Genomic DNA, 15012 nt, shown 5'->3' with positions numbered 1-15012 from the left:
ACCTGGAACCTTGTCCTTGCCTGAAGCCGTTTTTGACTATGAAGCCTGCCTGCTGGCCTGCGCTCGTGGCGAACAATTGGCCCTGCGCCGGCTGTATCAACAGGAAAGCAGCCGGCTGCTGGGCGTCGCCCTGCGCATCATGCGCGACAAGGCCGTGGCCGAAGACATCGTGCATGACGCCTTTATCAAGATCTGGAATGGCGCCGCCAGCTTTGACCCGCACAAAGGCTCGGCCCGCGGCTGGGTGTACAGCGTGACCCGGCACCTGGCGCTCAATGCCATGCGCAGCAGTGGCCGCGAAGTGCCCCTCAGCGAAGAGCATGAAAGCGCAGAACACACCGACACCTTCGACTATCAGGCGCGCTCGGGGCGAATCTACAGCTGCCTCGAACAACTGGACCCGGCCCGGCGCAACTGCATCCTGCATGCTTATGTAGACGGTTATTCCCACAGCGAAATCGCGCACAAACTCGGCGCCCCGTTGGGCACCGTGAAAGCGTGGATCAAACGCAGCCTCGCGGCATTGCGTGAGTGCATGGCATGAACAGCATCGACGAATTGGCCAGCGAATACGTGCTGGGTACCTTGCCCGCCGAGCAGCGTGCCGAGGTGGAGCAGCGCCTGGCAACCGATGCCCAATTGCGCGCGGCGGTTGACGCCTGGGAACAACGCCTGCTGCCATTGACCGAACAGGCCGAGCCCGCGACGGCATCGGTATATTTATGGCAACGCATCGAGCGCAGCCTGGGGCATTCAGCCACCCAGGACTCGCCGGTCTCGTGGTGGAACAGGCTGGCCTTGTGGCGCGGGCTGGCCGGTGCCGGCATTGCGGCGAGCCTTGTCTTGGCGACGCTGTTGCTGACCCATACGGCTACCGTCAACCCGACCGCTTATGTGGTGGTGCTGGTCGCCCCGCAAAACCAGGCACCCGGCTGGGTGATTCAGGCGAGTAATCATCAGGAAATCCAGCTGATACCGCTGGGTATCATGGAAGTACCGGCGGACAAGACCTTGCAGTTCTGGACCAAGGGCGAAGACTGGCAAGGCCCGGTGTCGCTGGGTTTGGTAACGCCTGGGCAATCGTTGTCGGTGCCCCTGGACAAACTCCCGCCGCTGGCACCCAACCAGCTGTTTGAGCTGACCCTGGAAAACCCCGGCGGGTCGAAAACCGGCAAGCCGACAGGTCCGATTCAGGCAATCGGCCGGGCCGTTAAAGTAATCTGAACGTAATGCAATGTTGTGGAAGACCAGTTCGCGCACTTGCATTACATCTCGGGGCTATAGCGTCCCCATTGCGCTATAGAATCGGGCTCGAAAACCCGGCTCCCTGGACCCTTCATGCCCTCAAAAACCCGTTCGCTGCTGATTCTCGCCCTTGTGGTCATCTTCACTGGCATCGGCGCAGGCATCGGCGGCATGCTCCTGGCCTTGCTGCTGCACGGTATCCAGCACCTGGCCTACGGCTACAGCCTGGACAGCCTGATCAGCCACGAAACCTTTTTGCTCGGTGTCACCGCAGCGTCACCCGAACGCAGGGTGTTGGTGCTGACGAGCTGCGGCCTCATCGCAGGCCTCGGTTGGTGGCTGATCTACCGCTATGGCCGCCCGTTGGTGAGCATCAAGCAGGCGGTCTCGGCCCAGGCGCCGATCATGCCGCCCAAGACCACCCTCGCCCACGCCGTGCTGCAAATCATCACCGTGGCCCTCGGCTCGCCGCTGGGCCGTGAAGTGGCGCCAAGGGAAGTCGGCGCGGTGGCCGCCACCTGGCTGTCACAGCGGGCACGCCTGGCGCCGGACATGCACCGGCTGATTGTCGCCTGCGGTGCCGGCGCCGGGTTGGCGGCCGTGTACAACGTGCCGTTGGGTGGCGCGGTGTTTGTGCTCGAAGTGTTGGTGGGTGTGTTCACTTGGCCGGCGGCGGTGATTGCCCTGGCCACCTCGGCCATCGGCGCGTCGGTGGCCTGGATCGGCCTGGGGGCGGAGTCGCAATACGTGATACCGCACTTTGTGCTCAGCCCAGGCTTGGTCGCCTGGGCGCTGGCTTGCGGGCCGGTGTTTGGCGTGGCCGCCTACGGGTTCACCCGCCTGACCGGCGCGGCCCGCAGCCATGCCGCCCGTGGTTGGCGGCTGCCGGTGCTGTCGTTGATCAACTTCACGATCATCGGTGGCCTGGCCATTTTCCTGCCGCAGATTCTTGGTAATGGCAAAGGCCCGGCGCAGCTGGGTTTCGACAACGAGTTGACCATCGGCCTCGCCGCCGTGCTGCTGGTGGTCAAGGTGCTGATCACCGCCAGCACCCTGCGCGCCGGTGCCGAAGGCGGCCTGTTGACGCCAGCGCTGGCCAATGGCGCCTTGCTGGCAGTCATCCTCGGCGGCGCCTGGAGCCTGCTGTGGCCCGGTGTGCCGCTGGGGGCGTTCGCGATTATTGGCGCGGCGGCGTTCCTGGCTTCCAGCATGAGCATGCCGCTGACGGCGATTGTGCTGGTGGCGGAATTCACCCGCATCGACCACGACTTCCTGGTGCCGATCATTCTCGCGGTGGCGGGTTCGATGTGCATGAGCAAGTTGTGCGTGTTGTGGGAAAAGCGCTGAAGAAGCTGGATTAAAACCCCGGCACGCGCCATCCTCCGCGCTTTAAGCCGCCCCATCAGCGGCGTTCTACGCACAAAGGATATGCCCATGCACGACCAACCCCTCGCCCCTGCCGACTTCGAGTTCATCGACGAAACCCTGCTCAAGTACGGCGACGACCATTCGGTGCTGAACCTGGCCGAGCTCGACGGCTACTTCACCGCGCTGGTTTCAAGCCCTGCGCAGGTGGACGTTGCCGAGTGGTTCCCCGGTATCTTTGGCGGGCAGAACCCTGACTGGGAAAGCCCGGAAGAAGCCAAGCAGTTCCTTGAACTGAGCGTGCGGCACATGAACGCTATCGCCACGCAACTGGCGACCGATGCGCAAGGCTTTAAAGCACGTTTTGAAGAAACCGAGCATCAGGGCCAGCCACTGACCCTGGCGGAAGAATGGTGCTTTGGCTATATCCGTGGCGCGGCCATTGGCAACTGGCCAGAGCTGCCCGCCGAACAGGCCGGGCAACTGGAGAAGATTTCCTGGTGCGCTGAGCAGGACAACTTTGAACTGCCGGCAGACCTGGATGTTGATGCTCATCAACAGCGGGTGGCCGCGATCGAGCCGGCCGCCCGTGCATTGCACGATTACTGGTTGGCCCAGCGCTGATTTATCTCGTGTCTGAATACAATACCTGTGGCGAGGGAGCTTGCTCCCGCTGGGGTGCGAAGCGCCCCTGATTTTTAGGGCTGCTGCGCAGCCCAGCGGGAGCAAGCTCCCTCGCCACATCATGTGTTCCCTCCCGTTTCAGTTGGCGCTATTTGAAATCGACGTCAAACGCCTGATAGAACGCATTGCCGGTGTTGGCCACGATCCACATCAGCACCAGCACATGCCGGCCCTTCTTGCCCTTGGGCAACGTCACGTGGTGTTCCACCTTGGCCTTCAGTTCGGCCGAGTGCTGGTAGTACGGCACTTGGGTGTAAAAGTCCTCGTAGAACGGCTTGGCCTCCAACTGAGCGCGGCTGATGCGCTGCGTCGCGTCCCAGCCATCCTTGGTGATCAACCAGCGATAGCCACGGGTCACGTGCGCGGCGGTGTAGTCCCACTGCACCTTGAACACCTGGCCGGCTTCAACATTCAGCAATGGCCAGTTGAATGGGGTGTTTAGCTTCTTGCTCATTTCATCGTCAGTGAAGTTCACGCAGTCGCGGGCATCGGTCTTGCCGCCACTGAGAATGTGCCCGTCGGCGGGCGGCGTGACGCTTTGATCGTCGGTCTCAAAAGGCACCGGAAATGGCCCGGCGCTGAGGGCCGGGAAGTTCTTGCCGCCTTCCATTTCGTTGACTTGCCAGTTTTCCAGCAGCCCGCGTTCTACCGCCACCGAGCCACGGCTGGCCGGAGTCACGACGCGACCATGCCTGAGTTGAGTCTGGGGTTTGTTCATTTCAGTCACTCCTTGATTGAAGGCTTCCCGTCATGGGAAGCGCCTTGAACTTAGCCCACCCCGCCGGGTTGTCTACCCGACAGTTCTGTCAGACAAATCGCGCCATGTCCTTGTTTTGCGGCGTTTTCACAGTAGTCCTGCAGCGGGCCTATCGCCGGTCCTACCCTGCGACAGGCGATCGGACTACAGCTGCCGTCCGTGAACACCCGGCTTCAGGTGTTGAGGATCATCTCAAAGCCGCCATAAATCATGCGTTGCCCATCAAACGGCATCGGGTTGGCGTCCGCCTTCAGGCGCGGGTCCTCCATCACCTTGCGCATCCCGGCATCACGCACCTGCCGTGACGGCCACACGATCCAGGAAAACACCACGGTTTCATCGTCCTTAAGCTTCACCGCCATGGGCAGCGACGTCACCTGCCCCTGGGGCACATCGTCGCCCCAGCACTCAACGATATTGAGCGCACCGTGCTCCTTGAACACCACGGCGGCGGCCTTGGCGTGCTGGATAAATCGTTCGCGGTTTGCGGTGGGTACTGCGATCACACAGCCATCTACGTAAGACATGATCATTCTCCTGATTCGACGGGTTGTTCTGCTTGTAGTCGATCAATCAGGCGCTCAATCGACATCAACGTGGGAAATGTCGACCAGCGGTGTTTTACCGATTGCGAGGCCGGGTCGATTCTTGATATGACAGGCGCCTTCAATAACAAAACCCGCTCAAAGGACTGACTCACCATGACCGCCCACGCCAACGCATTCCACGCCCTGCACCATGCCCACTTGTTGATCCTGCCCAACGTCGCCGATGCGGGCGGTGGGCGCCTGGTGGCGCAACTGGGCAGCCAGGCCGTCGCCACCAGCAGCGCGGCCGTTGCCTGGACCCACGGCTACAAGGACGGCAATCAACTGCCGCTGCCTTTGCTGGTGAGCACCGTGCACTCCATCGCCCGCGTCATTGATGTGCCGCTGAGCGTGGACATTGAGGCGGGTTATTCCGACGACCTGGAGCAAGTGAGCCGGGTGATCAAGGCCGTGATCGACGCGGGCGCCGTCGGCATCAACATTGAAGACGGCGCCGGCACACCTGAACTGCTGGCGCGCAAGATCGAAGTCGCACGCCGGGTGGCGGACAGTTGTGGGGTGAAGCTGTTTATCAACGCCCGTAGCGACGTGTATTTGAAAGGGTTGGCGCCTGAGCCACAGCGCCTTGAAGAACTTCTCAAGCGCGCCGCGTTGTATCAGGGCGCAGGCGCCGACGGATTGTTTGCCGCCGGTATCCACCTGGAACACGAAATCCGGCAGCTCTGCCAGGCGACCACCTTGCCGGTCAACGTTCTGGCGTGGGCCGGCTTGCCCGCTCCCGAGACACTGCAAGCCTTGGGCGTGCGCCGCCTGACGGCAGGTTCGAGCATCGCCGAATTCCTGTACGGCGCCATGCACAGCCTGGCCGAAGGCTTCCTGCGTACCGGAACACTGGATAGCCATGACCTGAAGGCGTTCACCTATGGCGACTTGAATGGCCGCATGGCGCCATAACCCGCGACGCCCAACGATCCCCGCTCGACAACGGTAGCGTGTTTGGCCGATTATTCGTGTCCGCCAAACGCCACCCGCCTTGAAGCAGGAGCCTTGTACCTTGAGTTCGCAGAAAACCGTGACCGTTACACCGCCCAACTTTCCATTGAACGGCAAGGTAGCGCCCCCCGGCTCCAAATCCATTACCAACCGTGCCCTGCTGCTGGCCGCCCTGGCCAGGGGCACCAGCCGCCTGAGCGGCGCGTTGAAAAGCGATGACACCCGCCACATGTCGGTGGCCCTGCGGCAGATGGGCGTGGTGATTGATGAACCGGACGACACCACGTTCGTCGTCACCAGCGTTGGCAAGCTGCAATTGCCGGCGCAACCGCTGTTCCTCGGTAATGCCGGCACCGCGATGCGCTTCCTCACCGCGGCCGTGGCCACCGTGCAAGGCACCGTGGTGCTGGACGGCGACGCCTACATGCAAAAACGCCCGATCGGCCCGCTGCTCGCGACCCTCGGCCAGAATGGCATCAAGGTCGACAGCCCTACCGGCTGCCCTCCCGTAACCGTCCATGGCACCGGCCGCGTGCAGGCCAAGCGTTTCGAGATCGACGGCGGCCTGTCGAGCCAGTACGTGTCGGCGCTGCTGATGCTGGCGGCGTGCGGCGAAGCCCCGATTGAAGTGGCCCTGACCGGCAAGGACATTGGCGCCCGTGGCTATGTCGACCTGACCCTGGACTGCATGCGCGCCTTCGGTGCCCAGGTGGACATCGTCGATGAAAGCACCTGGCGCGTGGCCCCCACCGGCTACACCGCACACGACTACCTGATCGAGCCTGACGCTTCCGCCGCCACCTATCTGTGGGCCGCCGAAGTGCTGACCGGTGGCCGCATCGACCTCGGTGTCGCCCCGCAGGATTTCACCCAGCCCGATGCCAAGGCCCAGGCAGTGATCGCGCAATTCCCGCAGATGCAGCCGGTGGTCATTGGCTCGCAGATGCAGGATGCCATTCCAACCCTCGCCGTACTGGCCGCGTTCAACAACACGCCGGTACGCTTCACGGAGTTGGCCAACCTGCGGGTCAAGGAATGTGACCGGGTGCAGGCGTTGCATGACGGCCTGAACGAAATTCGCCCGGGCCTGGCGACCATTGAAGGTGATGATTTGCTGGTGGCCAGCGATCCGGCCCTGGCGGGCACCGCGTGCAACGCGCTGATCGACACCCACGCCGACCACCGCATCGCGATGTGCTTTGCCTTGGCGGGCCTGAAGGTGTCGGGGATCAGGATTCAGGACCCGGACTGCGTCGGCAAGACCTATCCTGAGTACTGGAAAGAGCTGGAAAGCCTTGGCGTCCAACTGACCTGGTAAGCCGTCGGCGCCGGTAACGGGAGGGAGACTTCATGACGATTCGCCAACCCTGCCCACCCGGCGCCTGCGACTGCAATCGCGACCAACTGCTCGACCTCCCCGGCGCCGATGCACGCATCCTGCACCTGACGCGCCAGGAAGAAAAACGCCTGCTCGAACGCCTCGAAAACCTGCAAAGCCTGCCCGACCTTGAGCGCATGCAACAGCTGATGCACCAGCAATTGGGCATCCGCGTGCACATCGCGCCCGGTCATACGGAAGTCAAAAGCATGCGCGGGATTCAGATCGTTATCGATGACTTGCCGGGGTTGTGTCGCAAGACCCGGCAGTCGATTCCGGCAGCGATTCGCAAGGGCCTGGAGAAGCGGCCGGAGATTGCGTATCGGTTGCTGGATGCTCATGACTTGTTTCGGGAGGGTTGAAGCCCCCCGGGGTTGCGCTGCTTTTCGAGCAATACAGCCACGCTGCCACGGGTTCAGGCCTACGTCACCAGATGAATGTGCCACCTCCCTTCATCTTGAATTCCGTGCCATGTCCGGCCAATAGGTCTTTGAGGCTCATGTCGGGAAATCTCTTTAGCCGCTCTAGTTGCTCGTCATTCAGCTGCTTGACCTGCTCAGGAGTTACCCTCGAGAAACGCGGCGTTTCACCCGTCTTGAGCTCGTTATTATTGAGTGCCTGATCAGATGCAGGCTTGTCTTTGGGCGTATCGATCATAGGGGCAGAAGTTGCCCCACCGGCAGTAATGGTCGACATCGTATTTTCTCCATGGCTCAAGTTGGGCTGCCCGTATGGACAGCCATCCGCTCTGTGGCCCGAATCAAAAAACGGTTCCACCTTCCTCAAAGCAGGTTCGCCGCCGAGCTAATTGCCTCTTCCCCCCGCAAACGACCACTCATCCGCCGCCGTCGTCGTAATCACCACCATCACGTCCTCAGGGCTCAGCCCTATGGCGGCCTCCAACCGCTCCACCAGCACCCGGTAGAGATGGCGTTTGGTCTCGGTATCACGGCGTTTGCCTCCAGTGATCGCGATCAGTACATAGTCGTGGCTGCGTGGGCCGCCCAGGTAGTTGGGGTCGATGATCATTTCGCCCACTTCGTGCTGGTGGATCACGTGGAAGCGATCCGCTTCAGGAATCTTGAAACTTTCAACCAGGGCGTCATGCAGTCCCTGGGAAAGCGCTTGCAGATACTCTGGAGATTTCCCGCGATGCAGGGAGATTCGTGCGTAGGGCATGGTGGTTACTCCGCAGGATCGATGGCTGCCAACAGGTTCAACGCCGACGCCGCCGTCGGCCAACCGGAATAAAACGCCAGGTGTGTGATCACCTCGCCCAGCTCATCGACGCTCAAGCCATTGCCAACAGCCCTCTGCAAGTGAAACGGCAATTGCTCCAGACGATACATCGCCACCAACGCGGCCACAGTGATCAAGCTGCGCTCCCTGGGTGACAGGCCGTCACGCTCCCAGATATCGGCGAACAGCACATCGCGGGTCAGCTCGGTAAATTTGTTGCTCATGGGCTCTCGCTCCGACAATTCAGTTGACGGGCAAAAACTAGCAAGCCAGGATCGTTCCGAATATCAGATTAAACAGCACCAATCATCCCAATTTTATGGACTGTAAAATGCGCCGCCCCACCTTCGACCTAGATGTACTGCGCACCTTTGTCACCGGCGTTGAGTTGAACAGCTTCGCCAAGGCGGCAGATCGCCTGGGCCGTTCGACCTCTGCCGTCAGTGCGCAATTGAAGAAACTCGAAGAACAGGTCGGCACGCCGGTGCTGAGCAAATCCGGGCGTGGCCTGGTGCTGACGCCAGTGGGTGAAGCGCTACTCAGTCACGCCAGGCGGCTGCTGGACCTCAACGACAGCGTCTTCAGCAGCCTTCACGAAACCCAAACCGCAGGCACCTTGCGCCTCGGCTTGCAGGAGGATTTTGGCGAGCATGTGCTCAGTGACATCCTGCGGCGCTTCGCCAGGCTGTATCCGATGATCAGCCTCGAAGTGCGGATTGGCCGCAACGCCGAACTGCTTGCACTGATCGACAGTGCCGGCCTGGACTTGGCACTGACCTGGGAAACCGGCCGCACCTCGACCGGCTCCACACGCCTTGGGCAAACACCGATGCACTGGATCGGCCCCCGGGACAAGCCGCAACTGCCGCGTGCCGAAGATGCGCCGCTGCCACTGGTGATGTTCGAGGCGCCCTGCGTATTGCGCAGTGCTGCCACCGAAGCGCTGGACCGCGCCGGCATTGCCTGGCGCATTGCCTTGACCAGCCCCAGCGTCGGCGGAATCTGGGCCGCCGTCGACGCCGGGTTGGGCGTGACGTTGCGCACCCGCATCGGCTTGCCGGCGCGCCTGCGGGTGCTCGACGGGCTGCCGCCGGTGCCATCCCTTGGCTATGAACTGCATTGCAGCCATCCAGCGCCAGGCGCGGCAATGGCACAGTTGGCTACGCTCATACAGAGCAGCCTCGAACAGCAGGTGGTTTAGGCGGTTTCGCAGGGTTCCAGGGCAGCAACAAACAACTGTCGCCCCAACTTCGCCACCGTCTCCAGATGCTGCTCCGCGGCGCCGCTCTCCGAGTCCAGCAACAGCTCGGATGTCAGCACTTTCGCCCCACAGTAATCAAAAATCCCGTGGTCGATTTGCGTGCGCATGGCGTTAGCATAGCCATGGCGTTCAAACACGCCTTCATCCGCCCCGCCGACGCCCAGCAAGTGAACCTGCAGGTGGCCGAGTTTTTTCACCACCTTGGTTTCAAGGCTGTAGTCGATCGCCCAACCGTTGACGAACACCCGGTCGATCCAGCCCTTGAGCAACGCTGGCATCGACCACCAGAAGATCGGGTACACCAGCACCAAGGCGTCGGCGCGGTCGAGCCGGGCCTGTTCCGCCAGCACGTCGGCCGGCGGCGTGGCGCGGGTGCGGTGTACTTTATGGTCGGCGGCGCCGTAGCGCGGGTCGAAGCCTTCGGCGGTGAGGTCAGCGATTTCGAAAGTGTGGCCGGCGGCAGTGATGCCTGCAGCGGCCTGTTTGGCGAGGTTGTGGGTCAGGGAATGAGGGTCGTGGTGAGCAACAACGATCAGCGCGTGCATGGCAGTGACTCCTACGGGGGTAGCGACGGGAAGGCAAATTGAGTAGGCTTGAGCTAAGTTACCGTTGGTAAGTTACTTTTGGTATATAAGCATGTCAAGCAGTCAATCCCCTCGCCGTCGCCTGTCCCGGGATGACCGGTTACGCCAGTTGCTCGACGTGGCCTGGCAATTGGTGCGCGAAGAAGGCACCGACGCCCTGACCCTGGGGCACCTGGCCGAGTTGGCCGGCGTCACCAAGCCGGTGGTGTATGGCCATTTCGGCGATCGCGCGGGGCTTCTGGCCGCGCTGTATGAAGATTTCGACGCCCGTCAGAACCAGGTGTTTGCCGCCGAAATAGAGGCCAGCACACCTACCCTGGAAGACCGCGCCTGGGTGATCGCCTCGTGTTATGTCGACTGTGTGTTGTTACAGGGGCGTGAGATTCCGGGCGTGATTTCAGCCCTGGCCGGCAGCCCGGAACTGGAAGCCATCAAGCGTGAATACGACGTGATTTTCCTCGGCAAGTGTCGGGATGCCCTGGCCCCGTTTACCCCGTCCGGCGACATCAGCCAGGCCGGCTTGCGCGGGATGCTCGGCGCGGCCGAGGCGCTGTCTCATGCAGCGGCCAGCGGCGAGATAAGCCCTGTGGAGGCGCAAGAGGAATTGTTTGCGAGCATCAAGGCGGTGGTGAGTCGAGGGGCGGCGCGTTAGCCCAGCCTTTCGCGTACGAACACCCGTGCTTTGTGGGTCATCTGGTCGAAGTGACGATCACGCTGTTTTTCGGCATCGACCATCGCCCGCTTGCCGTGCTTTTGCAGCAGGTAGGTGTGGATCTGGCGCACCTCCAGCGAGCTGTAGATCGACGCCACATCCAGCAAACCCATCAAGCCGTCGGTGCTGTAGTCGCGGGTGTTCATCAGCACCTGGGTACCGCGCACGCCGCGTAGTTGAAAGCCCATGGACTCGAACGCCGGCACCTTCTCCACCGCACAGGTCAGTTCGGCATGGGGGTAGCGGGCCAGCATGTCCTGCATCATCGCCCGCGCCACGCCTTTGCGCCGATGGCTGGCGTGCACCGCCATATAGGCCACGCCGCACGCCTCGGGATCGTCCTTCACCGGCAGGTACAGCAGGAAGCCGATCACCTGCTCTTGCGCGTCCAGCGCCACGATCAATTCAACCGCAATACCCTTGGACCCGCCCAGCGCTTCCAGATACAGGTGCACCTCGTAGCCGATCGCGTACTGGTAGACGTTGTACAGCAGGTTGCTCGGCGGGATGGCGACCATGCTGATGTCGGTCAGGTAGTCGACCACCATCTGCAGGATCTGCGCGTTGATCGGCTCGGGGCATGGGGTTTCGTAACGGATAAGGCTGAACATTCGAATTCCTGGTGTTTCGTGTCATGACCGCGCGGATTGTACCTGTTGAAAGGCTGTCGTGGACCCAGAGCGACTTGCCTCAGTCCTATTGTGGCGAGGGAGCTTGCTCCCGTTGGGCTGCGTAGCAGCCCCATTAAGCACACCGCGTTCTTTCTGCTAGAAACAGGATGCAGGTTTTGGGGCCGCTTCGCCGCCCAACGGGAGCAAGCTCCCTCGCCACCGGGGGTCGGTGCTTTCCAAATTGGTGATCCAGGCTCGGCTCACTGCACACACACCTCCCGCAGGCAACTGCGCAGCCAGCGATGGGCCAGGTCGGCGTCCAGGCGGGGGTGCCAGAGCATCGACACGGTGAAGTCCGGGAACGCAAACGGCAGCGCAAAACGATGGAGATCGCTGTGCAGGTTGGCGGTATGGCGCTCCGGCACGCTGGCGATCAGGTCGGTGCTGCGGGCCAGCGCCAGGGCCGTCGAGAAACCGGCGACGATGGTCACCACGTCCCGCGTCAGCCCCAACGCTTCAAGGGCTTGATGAATCTGGCCCTGATCATGGCCGCGTCGGGACACGTAGATGTGCTGGCCTTTGGCGAAGCGTTGCGGTGTGACTTCGCCCTCACTCAGCGGATGCCCCTTGCGCACCACGCCAATAAACCGGTCGCGGAACAGCGCCTGGGTCAGCACCTCGGGGCTGGCACTGCTGTCGACCACGCCCGTTTCCAGGTCGACGCTGCCGTCGCGCAGTGGCGTGCTGGCCTTGTCCGGCTTGTGCACGAAACGCAGGCGTACACCGGGCGCTTCCTTGGCGATACGCGCCAATAGCGCCGGGCCGAAGTTTTCAACAAAACCGTCGCTGGTGCGCAAGGTGAACGTACGCACAAGTTGGCTCGGGTCCAGCGTCGCAGCCGGCCGCAATACCGCCTCGGCATCCTGTACCAACTGGCTGACCTGCTCGCGCAACGCCAGGGCTCGCGGTGTTGGCACCAGGCCACGGCCGGCGCGCACCAATAACGGATCGCCGGTGGTTTCCCGCAGTCGCGCCAGCGCCCGGCTCATTGCCGACGGGCTCAGGCGCAAACGTTGGGCGGCGCGGGCGACGCTGCCTTCGGCGAGCAACACATCCAGGGTGATCAGCAAATTCAAATCCGGTGTTGACACGGCAAACCTCACATGGCGTTTGGCGCACGTATAAAGTGCAAATGCTGCGCCTTCCGCCATGTTAGGTGACGGCGTAGATTTCTGACAGCGGTCAAACCCAGGAGCCTCTTGATGAAATCACCTACACCCCGTGGCGCCCTCGCCGCCCTGTCACTGTCCATGCTGCTGGCGTCCTTGGGCACCAGCATCGCGAATGTCGGCCTGCCGAGCCTGGTGCAGGCGTTTGATGCATCCTTCCAGGCTGTGCAGTGGGTGGTGCTCGCTTACTTGCTGGCGATCACCGCCGTGATCGTCAGCGTTGGGCGGCTGGGTGACTTGATGGGTCGCAGCCGCCTGCTATTGACCGGGTTGTTACTCTTCACCGCTGCCTCCGCCTTGTGTGGCATGGCTCCCTCCCTCGGGCTTTTGATTGCTGCCCGGGCCCTGCAAGGCCTGGGCGCGGCGATCATGATGGCGATGACCATGGCGCTGGTGGGCGAAACCGTGGCCAAGGAACGTACCGGCCGTGCCATGGGGTTGCTGGGCAGCATGTCGGCCATGGGTACCGCGCTGGGGCCAAGCATTGGCGGCGTGTTGATCGCGGGGTTTGGCTGGCGTGCGCTGTTCTGCATCACCGTGCCGCTGGGGTTGCTGACCTTTGCCCTCGCCCGCCGTTACCTGCGAGTCGACCGTCGCGAACAACAACCCACGTCATCAGGCTTCAGTTTCTTGTCGACGCTGCGGGATTCAACCCTAAGCGCCGGCCTGGTCATGAGCGCGCTGGTGTCGGCGGTGATGATGGCGACGTTGGTGGTCGGGCCTTTCTACCTGACCCACGGCGCAGGCCTCGACCCCGCCTGGATGGGCCTGACGATGGCAGTGGGGCCGTGTGTTTCGGCATTGATGGGCGTACCTGCGGGCCGTTTGACCGACCGTTTCGGCAGCGGCCCAATGACCATTGCCGGGTTGCTGGCGATGCTTGTCGGCTGCCTGTTGCTGTCACTGACGCCGTTGAATCTCGGTATTGCCGGGTACATCGGCCCGCTGATAATCCTCACCCTCGGCTACGCGCAGTTCCAGGCCGCCAACAACACTGCGGTGATGAGCGACGTACTGGCGGACCGGCGCGGCGCGGTTGCGGGCCTGCTCAACCTGTCGCGCAATCTGGGGCTGATCGCGGGTGCCTCGGCATTGAGTGCGGTGTTTGCGCAGGTGTCCGGCGACCTCGCAACGGCCAGTCCCGCAGACGTGGGAAGCGGGATGCAAACTACATTCAGCGTGGCGTCGGTCCTCATCATCGCGTCCCTGCTTGTGGTGGTGTTCGCCTTGTGTGACCAGGGCCGTAAACACTCGGTATTCAAGAACTGAGGGAGAAAGTTCGGACCAACGGGTGCATGGATGCCCCTTCATCGCGCATCATGGGCACTTTCAAGCTCAAGGGAAACGTCCATGCGCGTTCTGTCATTGATGATGGGTCTTACGACGCTGGCCGCCAGTCTGGTGTTCAGCGCCCAGGCGCAGGCGGGTGAAGAAAGCCTGTTGGTCGACTCGATCAATCAATACCGCAGCCAGGTTCAGCGCTGCGGCAACCAGGGTTCCCAGGAATTGCCACCACTGGCCAGCGACACGCGCCTGGTGTTGCCGGTCAACAGTGTCGGCGATTTGCAGCAGGCGTTGGCGCGGGCCGCGTACCCAATGGTCAACGTCCAGGCCATCAGCCTGAGCGGGCCCAAGAACGCCGAAGCCGCCATGAAAGCCGTGCGCGAAAGTTTTTGCCGGGTGGTGCTCGACCCGCAGTTCATTGATATCGGCGTGAGCAACAACGGCCAGGACTGGCGCATTGTGCTGGCCCGCCCGCTGCTGACCAGCGGCCTGGGCGAGACCCAGACCGAAGGCAAGAAGGTGCTCGACATCATCAACGCCGCCCGCCAACAACCCCGCCAGTGCGGCGGCCAGGCGTTTGCCGCCACCACGCCGCTGAGCTGGAACGAAGAACTCGCCGCCGCCGCCGCCGGCCACGCCCGCAACATGGCCAACGGCAACTTCTTTGATCACTTGGACCACGATGGCCGCACCCCGGGCGACCGGGCTGAGCTGGCGGGCTACATCGGCCAGCAGATCGGCGAGAACATCGCCGCCGGCATGGACACTCCACGCAAAGTGGTCGACGGCTGGCTCGCCAGCCCCGGGCACTGCGCCAACCTGATGAACCCGCAGTTCCGTGAAATGGGCGCCGCCTATGCCATGGACCCGAAGAGTGATGCAGGCATCTACTGGACCGGGTTGTTTGGCGTGCAGCAATAACGGTCAACGTATCTTCGCTCCGACGCGGCACACCATGAGGCGCTGCGCCCCTGACGGTCGCGATCACCGTGGTTTGAAGGCGGTTTTGCCGGGTCATTATTGGGTGGCGACATTAAATTGCCATCTAGTGGATAATCCCGCTGAACTGGCTGGGTCCAGGGGTGTCTGTAGCTTGGCATCCCAACTTCAGCAAACCGTGGC

The 15012-nt window shown here is 62.4% G+C and carries 19 protein-coding genes; 11 read left to right on the top strand and 8 right to left on the bottom strand.

Going from position 1 to position 15012, the window contains the following annotated elements:
- The first annotated feature begins 16 nt into the window (after positions 1-16).
- The 4 genes from CEC48_RS13900 to CEC48_RS13885 all read left to right on the top strand — a co-directional run bounded on the left by CEC48_RS13900 (position 17) and on the right by CEC48_RS13885 (position 3234).
- The gene (locus CEC48_RS13900; protein ID WP_088424282.1) at positions 17-544 is read left to right on the top strand and encodes a sigma-70 family RNA polymerase sigma factor; all 528 of its coding nucleotides are present in this window, start codon (positions 17-19) and stop codon (positions 542-544) included.
- Positions 541-1224 (top strand): anti-sigma factor domain-containing protein, encoded by a 684-nt coding sequence (locus CEC48_RS13895; protein ID WP_088424281.1) that lies wholly within the window; start codon positions 541-543, stop codon positions 1222-1224. Before CEC48_RS13900 ends, CEC48_RS13895 begins: the two co-directional genes overlap by 4 nt.
- 114 nt (positions 1225-1338) lie before the next feature.
- Positions 1339-2592, top strand: a complete 1254-nt coding sequence (locus tag CEC48_RS13890) for a chloride channel protein (RefSeq protein ID WP_088424280.1) — start codon at positions 1339-1341, stop codon at positions 2590-2592.
- 87 nt (positions 2593-2679) lie between these two features.
- Positions 2680-3234 (top strand): UPF0149 family protein, encoded by a 555-nt coding sequence (locus CEC48_RS13885; RefSeq protein ID WP_088424279.1) that lies wholly within the window; start codon positions 2680-2682, stop codon positions 3232-3234.
- 148 nt (positions 3235-3382) lie between these two features.
- Here CEC48_RS13885 and CEC48_RS13880 read toward each other — a convergent pair whose 3' ends face one another.
- Together CEC48_RS13880 and CEC48_RS13875 are read right to left on the bottom strand one after the other, a co-directional pair.
- A complete protein-coding gene (locus CEC48_RS13880) occupies positions 3383-4012 on the bottom strand; it encodes a lytic polysaccharide monooxygenase auxiliary activity family 9 protein (RefSeq protein WP_088424278.1) in 630 nt (209 codons plus the stop codon).
- A 212-nt stretch (positions 4013-4224) separates the two neighbouring features.
- Positions 4225-4578, bottom strand: coding sequence for a DUF1428 domain-containing protein (locus CEC48_RS13875; protein ID WP_088424277.1), 354 nt, complete (start codon positions 4576-4578; stop codon positions 4225-4227).
- Positions 4579-4752: 174 nt separating this feature from the next.
- Between CEC48_RS13875 and CEC48_RS13870 the strand changes: the two genes are divergently transcribed.
- From CEC48_RS13870 to CEC48_RS13860, 3 genes are all read left to right on the top strand, one after another.
- A complete protein-coding gene (locus CEC48_RS13870; protein WP_088424276.1) occupies positions 4753-5553 on the top strand; it encodes an isocitrate lyase/phosphoenolpyruvate mutase family protein in 801 nt (266 codons plus the stop codon).
- Positions 5554-5653: 100 nt separating this feature from the next.
- On the top strand, positions 5654-6910 hold the full coding sequence (aroA, locus tag CEC48_RS13865; RefSeq protein WP_088424275.1) for a 3-phosphoshikimate 1-carboxyvinyltransferase: 1257 nt from the start codon (positions 5654-5656) through the stop codon (positions 6908-6910).
- A gap of 32 nt (positions 6911-6942) precedes the next feature.
- On the top strand, positions 6943-7332 hold the full coding sequence (locus CEC48_RS13860; protein WP_088424274.1) for a hypothetical protein: 390 nt from the start codon (positions 6943-6945) through the stop codon (positions 7330-7332).
- Positions 7333-7396: 64 nt separating this feature from the next.
- On the opposite strand, the gene CEC48_RS13855 is transcribed toward CEC48_RS13860, so the two are convergent.
- The 3 genes from CEC48_RS13855 to CEC48_RS13845 all read right to left on the bottom strand — a co-directional run bounded on the left by CEC48_RS13855 (position 7397) and on the right by CEC48_RS13845 (position 8433).
- Positions 7397-7666, bottom strand: coding sequence for a hypothetical protein (locus tag CEC48_RS13855; protein WP_088424273.1), 270 nt, complete (start codon positions 7664-7666; stop codon positions 7397-7399).
- Between the two features lie 108 nt (positions 7667-7774).
- Positions 7775-8149, bottom strand: coding sequence for a tautomerase family protein (locus tag CEC48_RS13850; RefSeq protein ID WP_088424272.1), 375 nt, complete (start codon positions 8147-8149; stop codon positions 7775-7777).
- Positions 8150-8154: 5 nt separating this feature from the next.
- Positions 8155-8433: a carboxymuconolactone decarboxylase family protein gene (locus CEC48_RS13845; protein WP_088424271.1), complete on the bottom strand. Its 279-nt coding sequence runs from the start codon at positions 8431-8433 to the stop codon at positions 8155-8157.
- 107 nt (positions 8434-8540) lie between these two features.
- On the opposite strand from CEC48_RS13845, the gene CEC48_RS13840 reads away from it, so the two are divergent.
- Positions 8541-9410 (top strand): LysR substrate-binding domain-containing protein, encoded by an 870-nt coding sequence (locus CEC48_RS13840; RefSeq protein WP_088424270.1) that lies wholly within the window; start codon positions 8541-8543, stop codon positions 9408-9410.
- Here the strand turns inward: CEC48_RS13840 and CEC48_RS13835 are convergent.
- A complete protein-coding gene (locus tag CEC48_RS13835) occupies positions 9407-10015 on the bottom strand; it encodes an NAD(P)H-dependent oxidoreductase (protein ID WP_088424269.1) in 609 nt (202 codons plus the stop codon). The two genes, CEC48_RS13840 and CEC48_RS13835, sit on opposite strands and share 4 nt — an antisense overlap.
- 91 nt (positions 10016-10106) lie before the next feature.
- Here CEC48_RS13835 and CEC48_RS13830 point away from each other — a divergent pair, with 91 nt between their 5' ends.
- The gene (locus CEC48_RS13830) at positions 10107-10706 is read left to right on the top strand and encodes a TetR/AcrR family transcriptional regulator (protein WP_371917765.1); all 600 of its coding nucleotides are present in this window, start codon (positions 10107-10109) and stop codon (positions 10704-10706) included.
- Here the strand turns inward: CEC48_RS13830 and CEC48_RS13825 are convergent.
- Positions 10703-11377 (bottom strand): GNAT family N-acetyltransferase, encoded by a 675-nt coding sequence (locus CEC48_RS13825; RefSeq protein ID WP_088424268.1) that lies wholly within the window; start codon positions 11375-11377, stop codon positions 10703-10705. The genes CEC48_RS13830 and CEC48_RS13825 overlap by 4 nt on opposite strands.
- A 260-nt stretch (positions 11378-11637) precedes the next feature.
- Positions 11638-12528 (bottom strand): LysR family transcriptional regulator, encoded by an 891-nt coding sequence (locus tag CEC48_RS13820; protein WP_088424312.1) that lies wholly within the window; start codon positions 12526-12528, stop codon positions 11638-11640.
- A gap of 111 nt (positions 12529-12639) precedes the next feature.
- On the opposite strand from CEC48_RS13820, the gene CEC48_RS13815 reads away from it, so the two are divergent.
- Together CEC48_RS13815 and CEC48_RS13810 are read left to right on the top strand one after the other, a co-directional pair.
- Entirely contained in the window at positions 12640-13875 is a 1236-nt protein-coding gene (locus CEC48_RS13815; RefSeq protein ID WP_088424267.1) for an MFS transporter, read from the top strand.
- Between the two features lie 81 nt (positions 13876-13956).
- Complete coding sequence (locus tag CEC48_RS13810; protein WP_088424266.1) at positions 13957-14811, top strand: CAP domain-containing protein; 855 nt, start codon at positions 13957-13959, stop codon at positions 14809-14811.
- Positions 14812-15012 lie beyond the last annotated feature (201 nt).

The organism is Pseudomonas sp. K2I15, from assembly GCF_002204795.1.
Lineage (GTDB): Bacteria > Pseudomonadota > Gammaproteobacteria > Pseudomonadales > Pseudomonadaceae > Aquipseudomonas.
The sequence above is the reverse complement of the archived record's forward strand: the minus strand, read 5'-3'. Positions and strand labels throughout refer to the sequence as shown.

What these genes read in the sequence shown, in the direction of transcription:
- CEC48_RS13895 (WP_088424281.1), top strand. Translation starts at nt 541, where the DNA reads ATGAACAGCATCGACGAATTGGCCAGCGAATACGTGCTGGGTACCTTG.
- CEC48_RS13890 (WP_088424280.1), top strand. Translation starts at nt 1,339, where the DNA reads ATGCCCTCAAAAACCCGTTCGCTGCTGATTCTCGCCCTTGTGGTCATC.
- CEC48_RS13885 (WP_088424279.1), top strand. Translation starts at nt 2,680, where the DNA reads ATGCACGACCAACCCCTCGCCCCTGCCGACTTCGAGTTCATCGACGAA.
- CEC48_RS13880 (WP_088424278.1), bottom strand. Translation starts at nt 4,012, where the DNA reads ATGAACAAACCCCAGACTCAACTCAGGCATGGTCGCGTCGTGACTCCG.
- CEC48_RS13875 (WP_088424277.1), bottom strand. Translation starts at nt 4,578, where the DNA reads ATGTCTTACGTAGATGGCTGTGTGATCGCAGTACCCACCGCAAACCGC.
- CEC48_RS13870 (WP_088424276.1), top strand. Translation starts at nt 4,753, where the DNA reads ATGACCGCCCACGCCAACGCATTCCACGCCCTGCACCATGCCCACTTG.
- CEC48_RS13860 (WP_088424274.1), top strand. Translation starts at nt 6,943, where the DNA reads ATGACGATTCGCCAACCCTGCCCACCCGGCGCCTGCGACTGCAATCGC.
- CEC48_RS13855 (WP_088424273.1), bottom strand. Translation starts at nt 7,666, where the DNA reads ATGTCGACCATTACTGCCGGTGGGGCAACTTCTGCCCCTATGATCGAT.
- CEC48_RS13850 (WP_088424272.1), bottom strand. Translation starts at nt 8,149, where the DNA reads ATGCCCTACGCACGAATCTCCCTGCATCGCGGGAAATCTCCAGAGTAT.
- CEC48_RS13845 (WP_088424271.1), bottom strand. Translation starts at nt 8,433, where the DNA reads ATGAGCAACAAATTTACCGAGCTGACCCGCGATGTGCTGTTCGCCGAT.
- CEC48_RS13840 (WP_088424270.1), top strand. Translation starts at nt 8,541, where the DNA reads ATGCGCCGCCCCACCTTCGACCTAGATGTACTGCGCACCTTTGTCACC.
- CEC48_RS13835 (WP_088424269.1), bottom strand. Translation starts at nt 10,015, where the DNA reads ATGCACGCGCTGATCGTTGTTGCTCACCACGACCCTCATTCCCTGACC.
- CEC48_RS13830 (WP_371917765.1), top strand. Translation starts at nt 10,107, where the DNA reads ATGTCAAGCAGTCAATCCCCTCGCCGTCGCCTGTCCCGGGATGACCGG.
- CEC48_RS13825 (WP_088424268.1), bottom strand. Translation starts at nt 11,377, where the DNA reads ATGTTCAGCCTTATCCGTTACGAAACCCCATGCCCCGAGCCGATCAAC.
- CEC48_RS13815 (WP_088424267.1), top strand. Translation starts at nt 12,640, where the DNA reads ATGAAATCACCTACACCCCGTGGCGCCCTCGCCGCCCTGTCACTGTCC.
- CEC48_RS13810 (WP_088424266.1), top strand. Translation starts at nt 13,957, where the DNA reads ATGCGCGTTCTGTCATTGATGATGGGTCTTACGACGCTGGCCGCCAGT.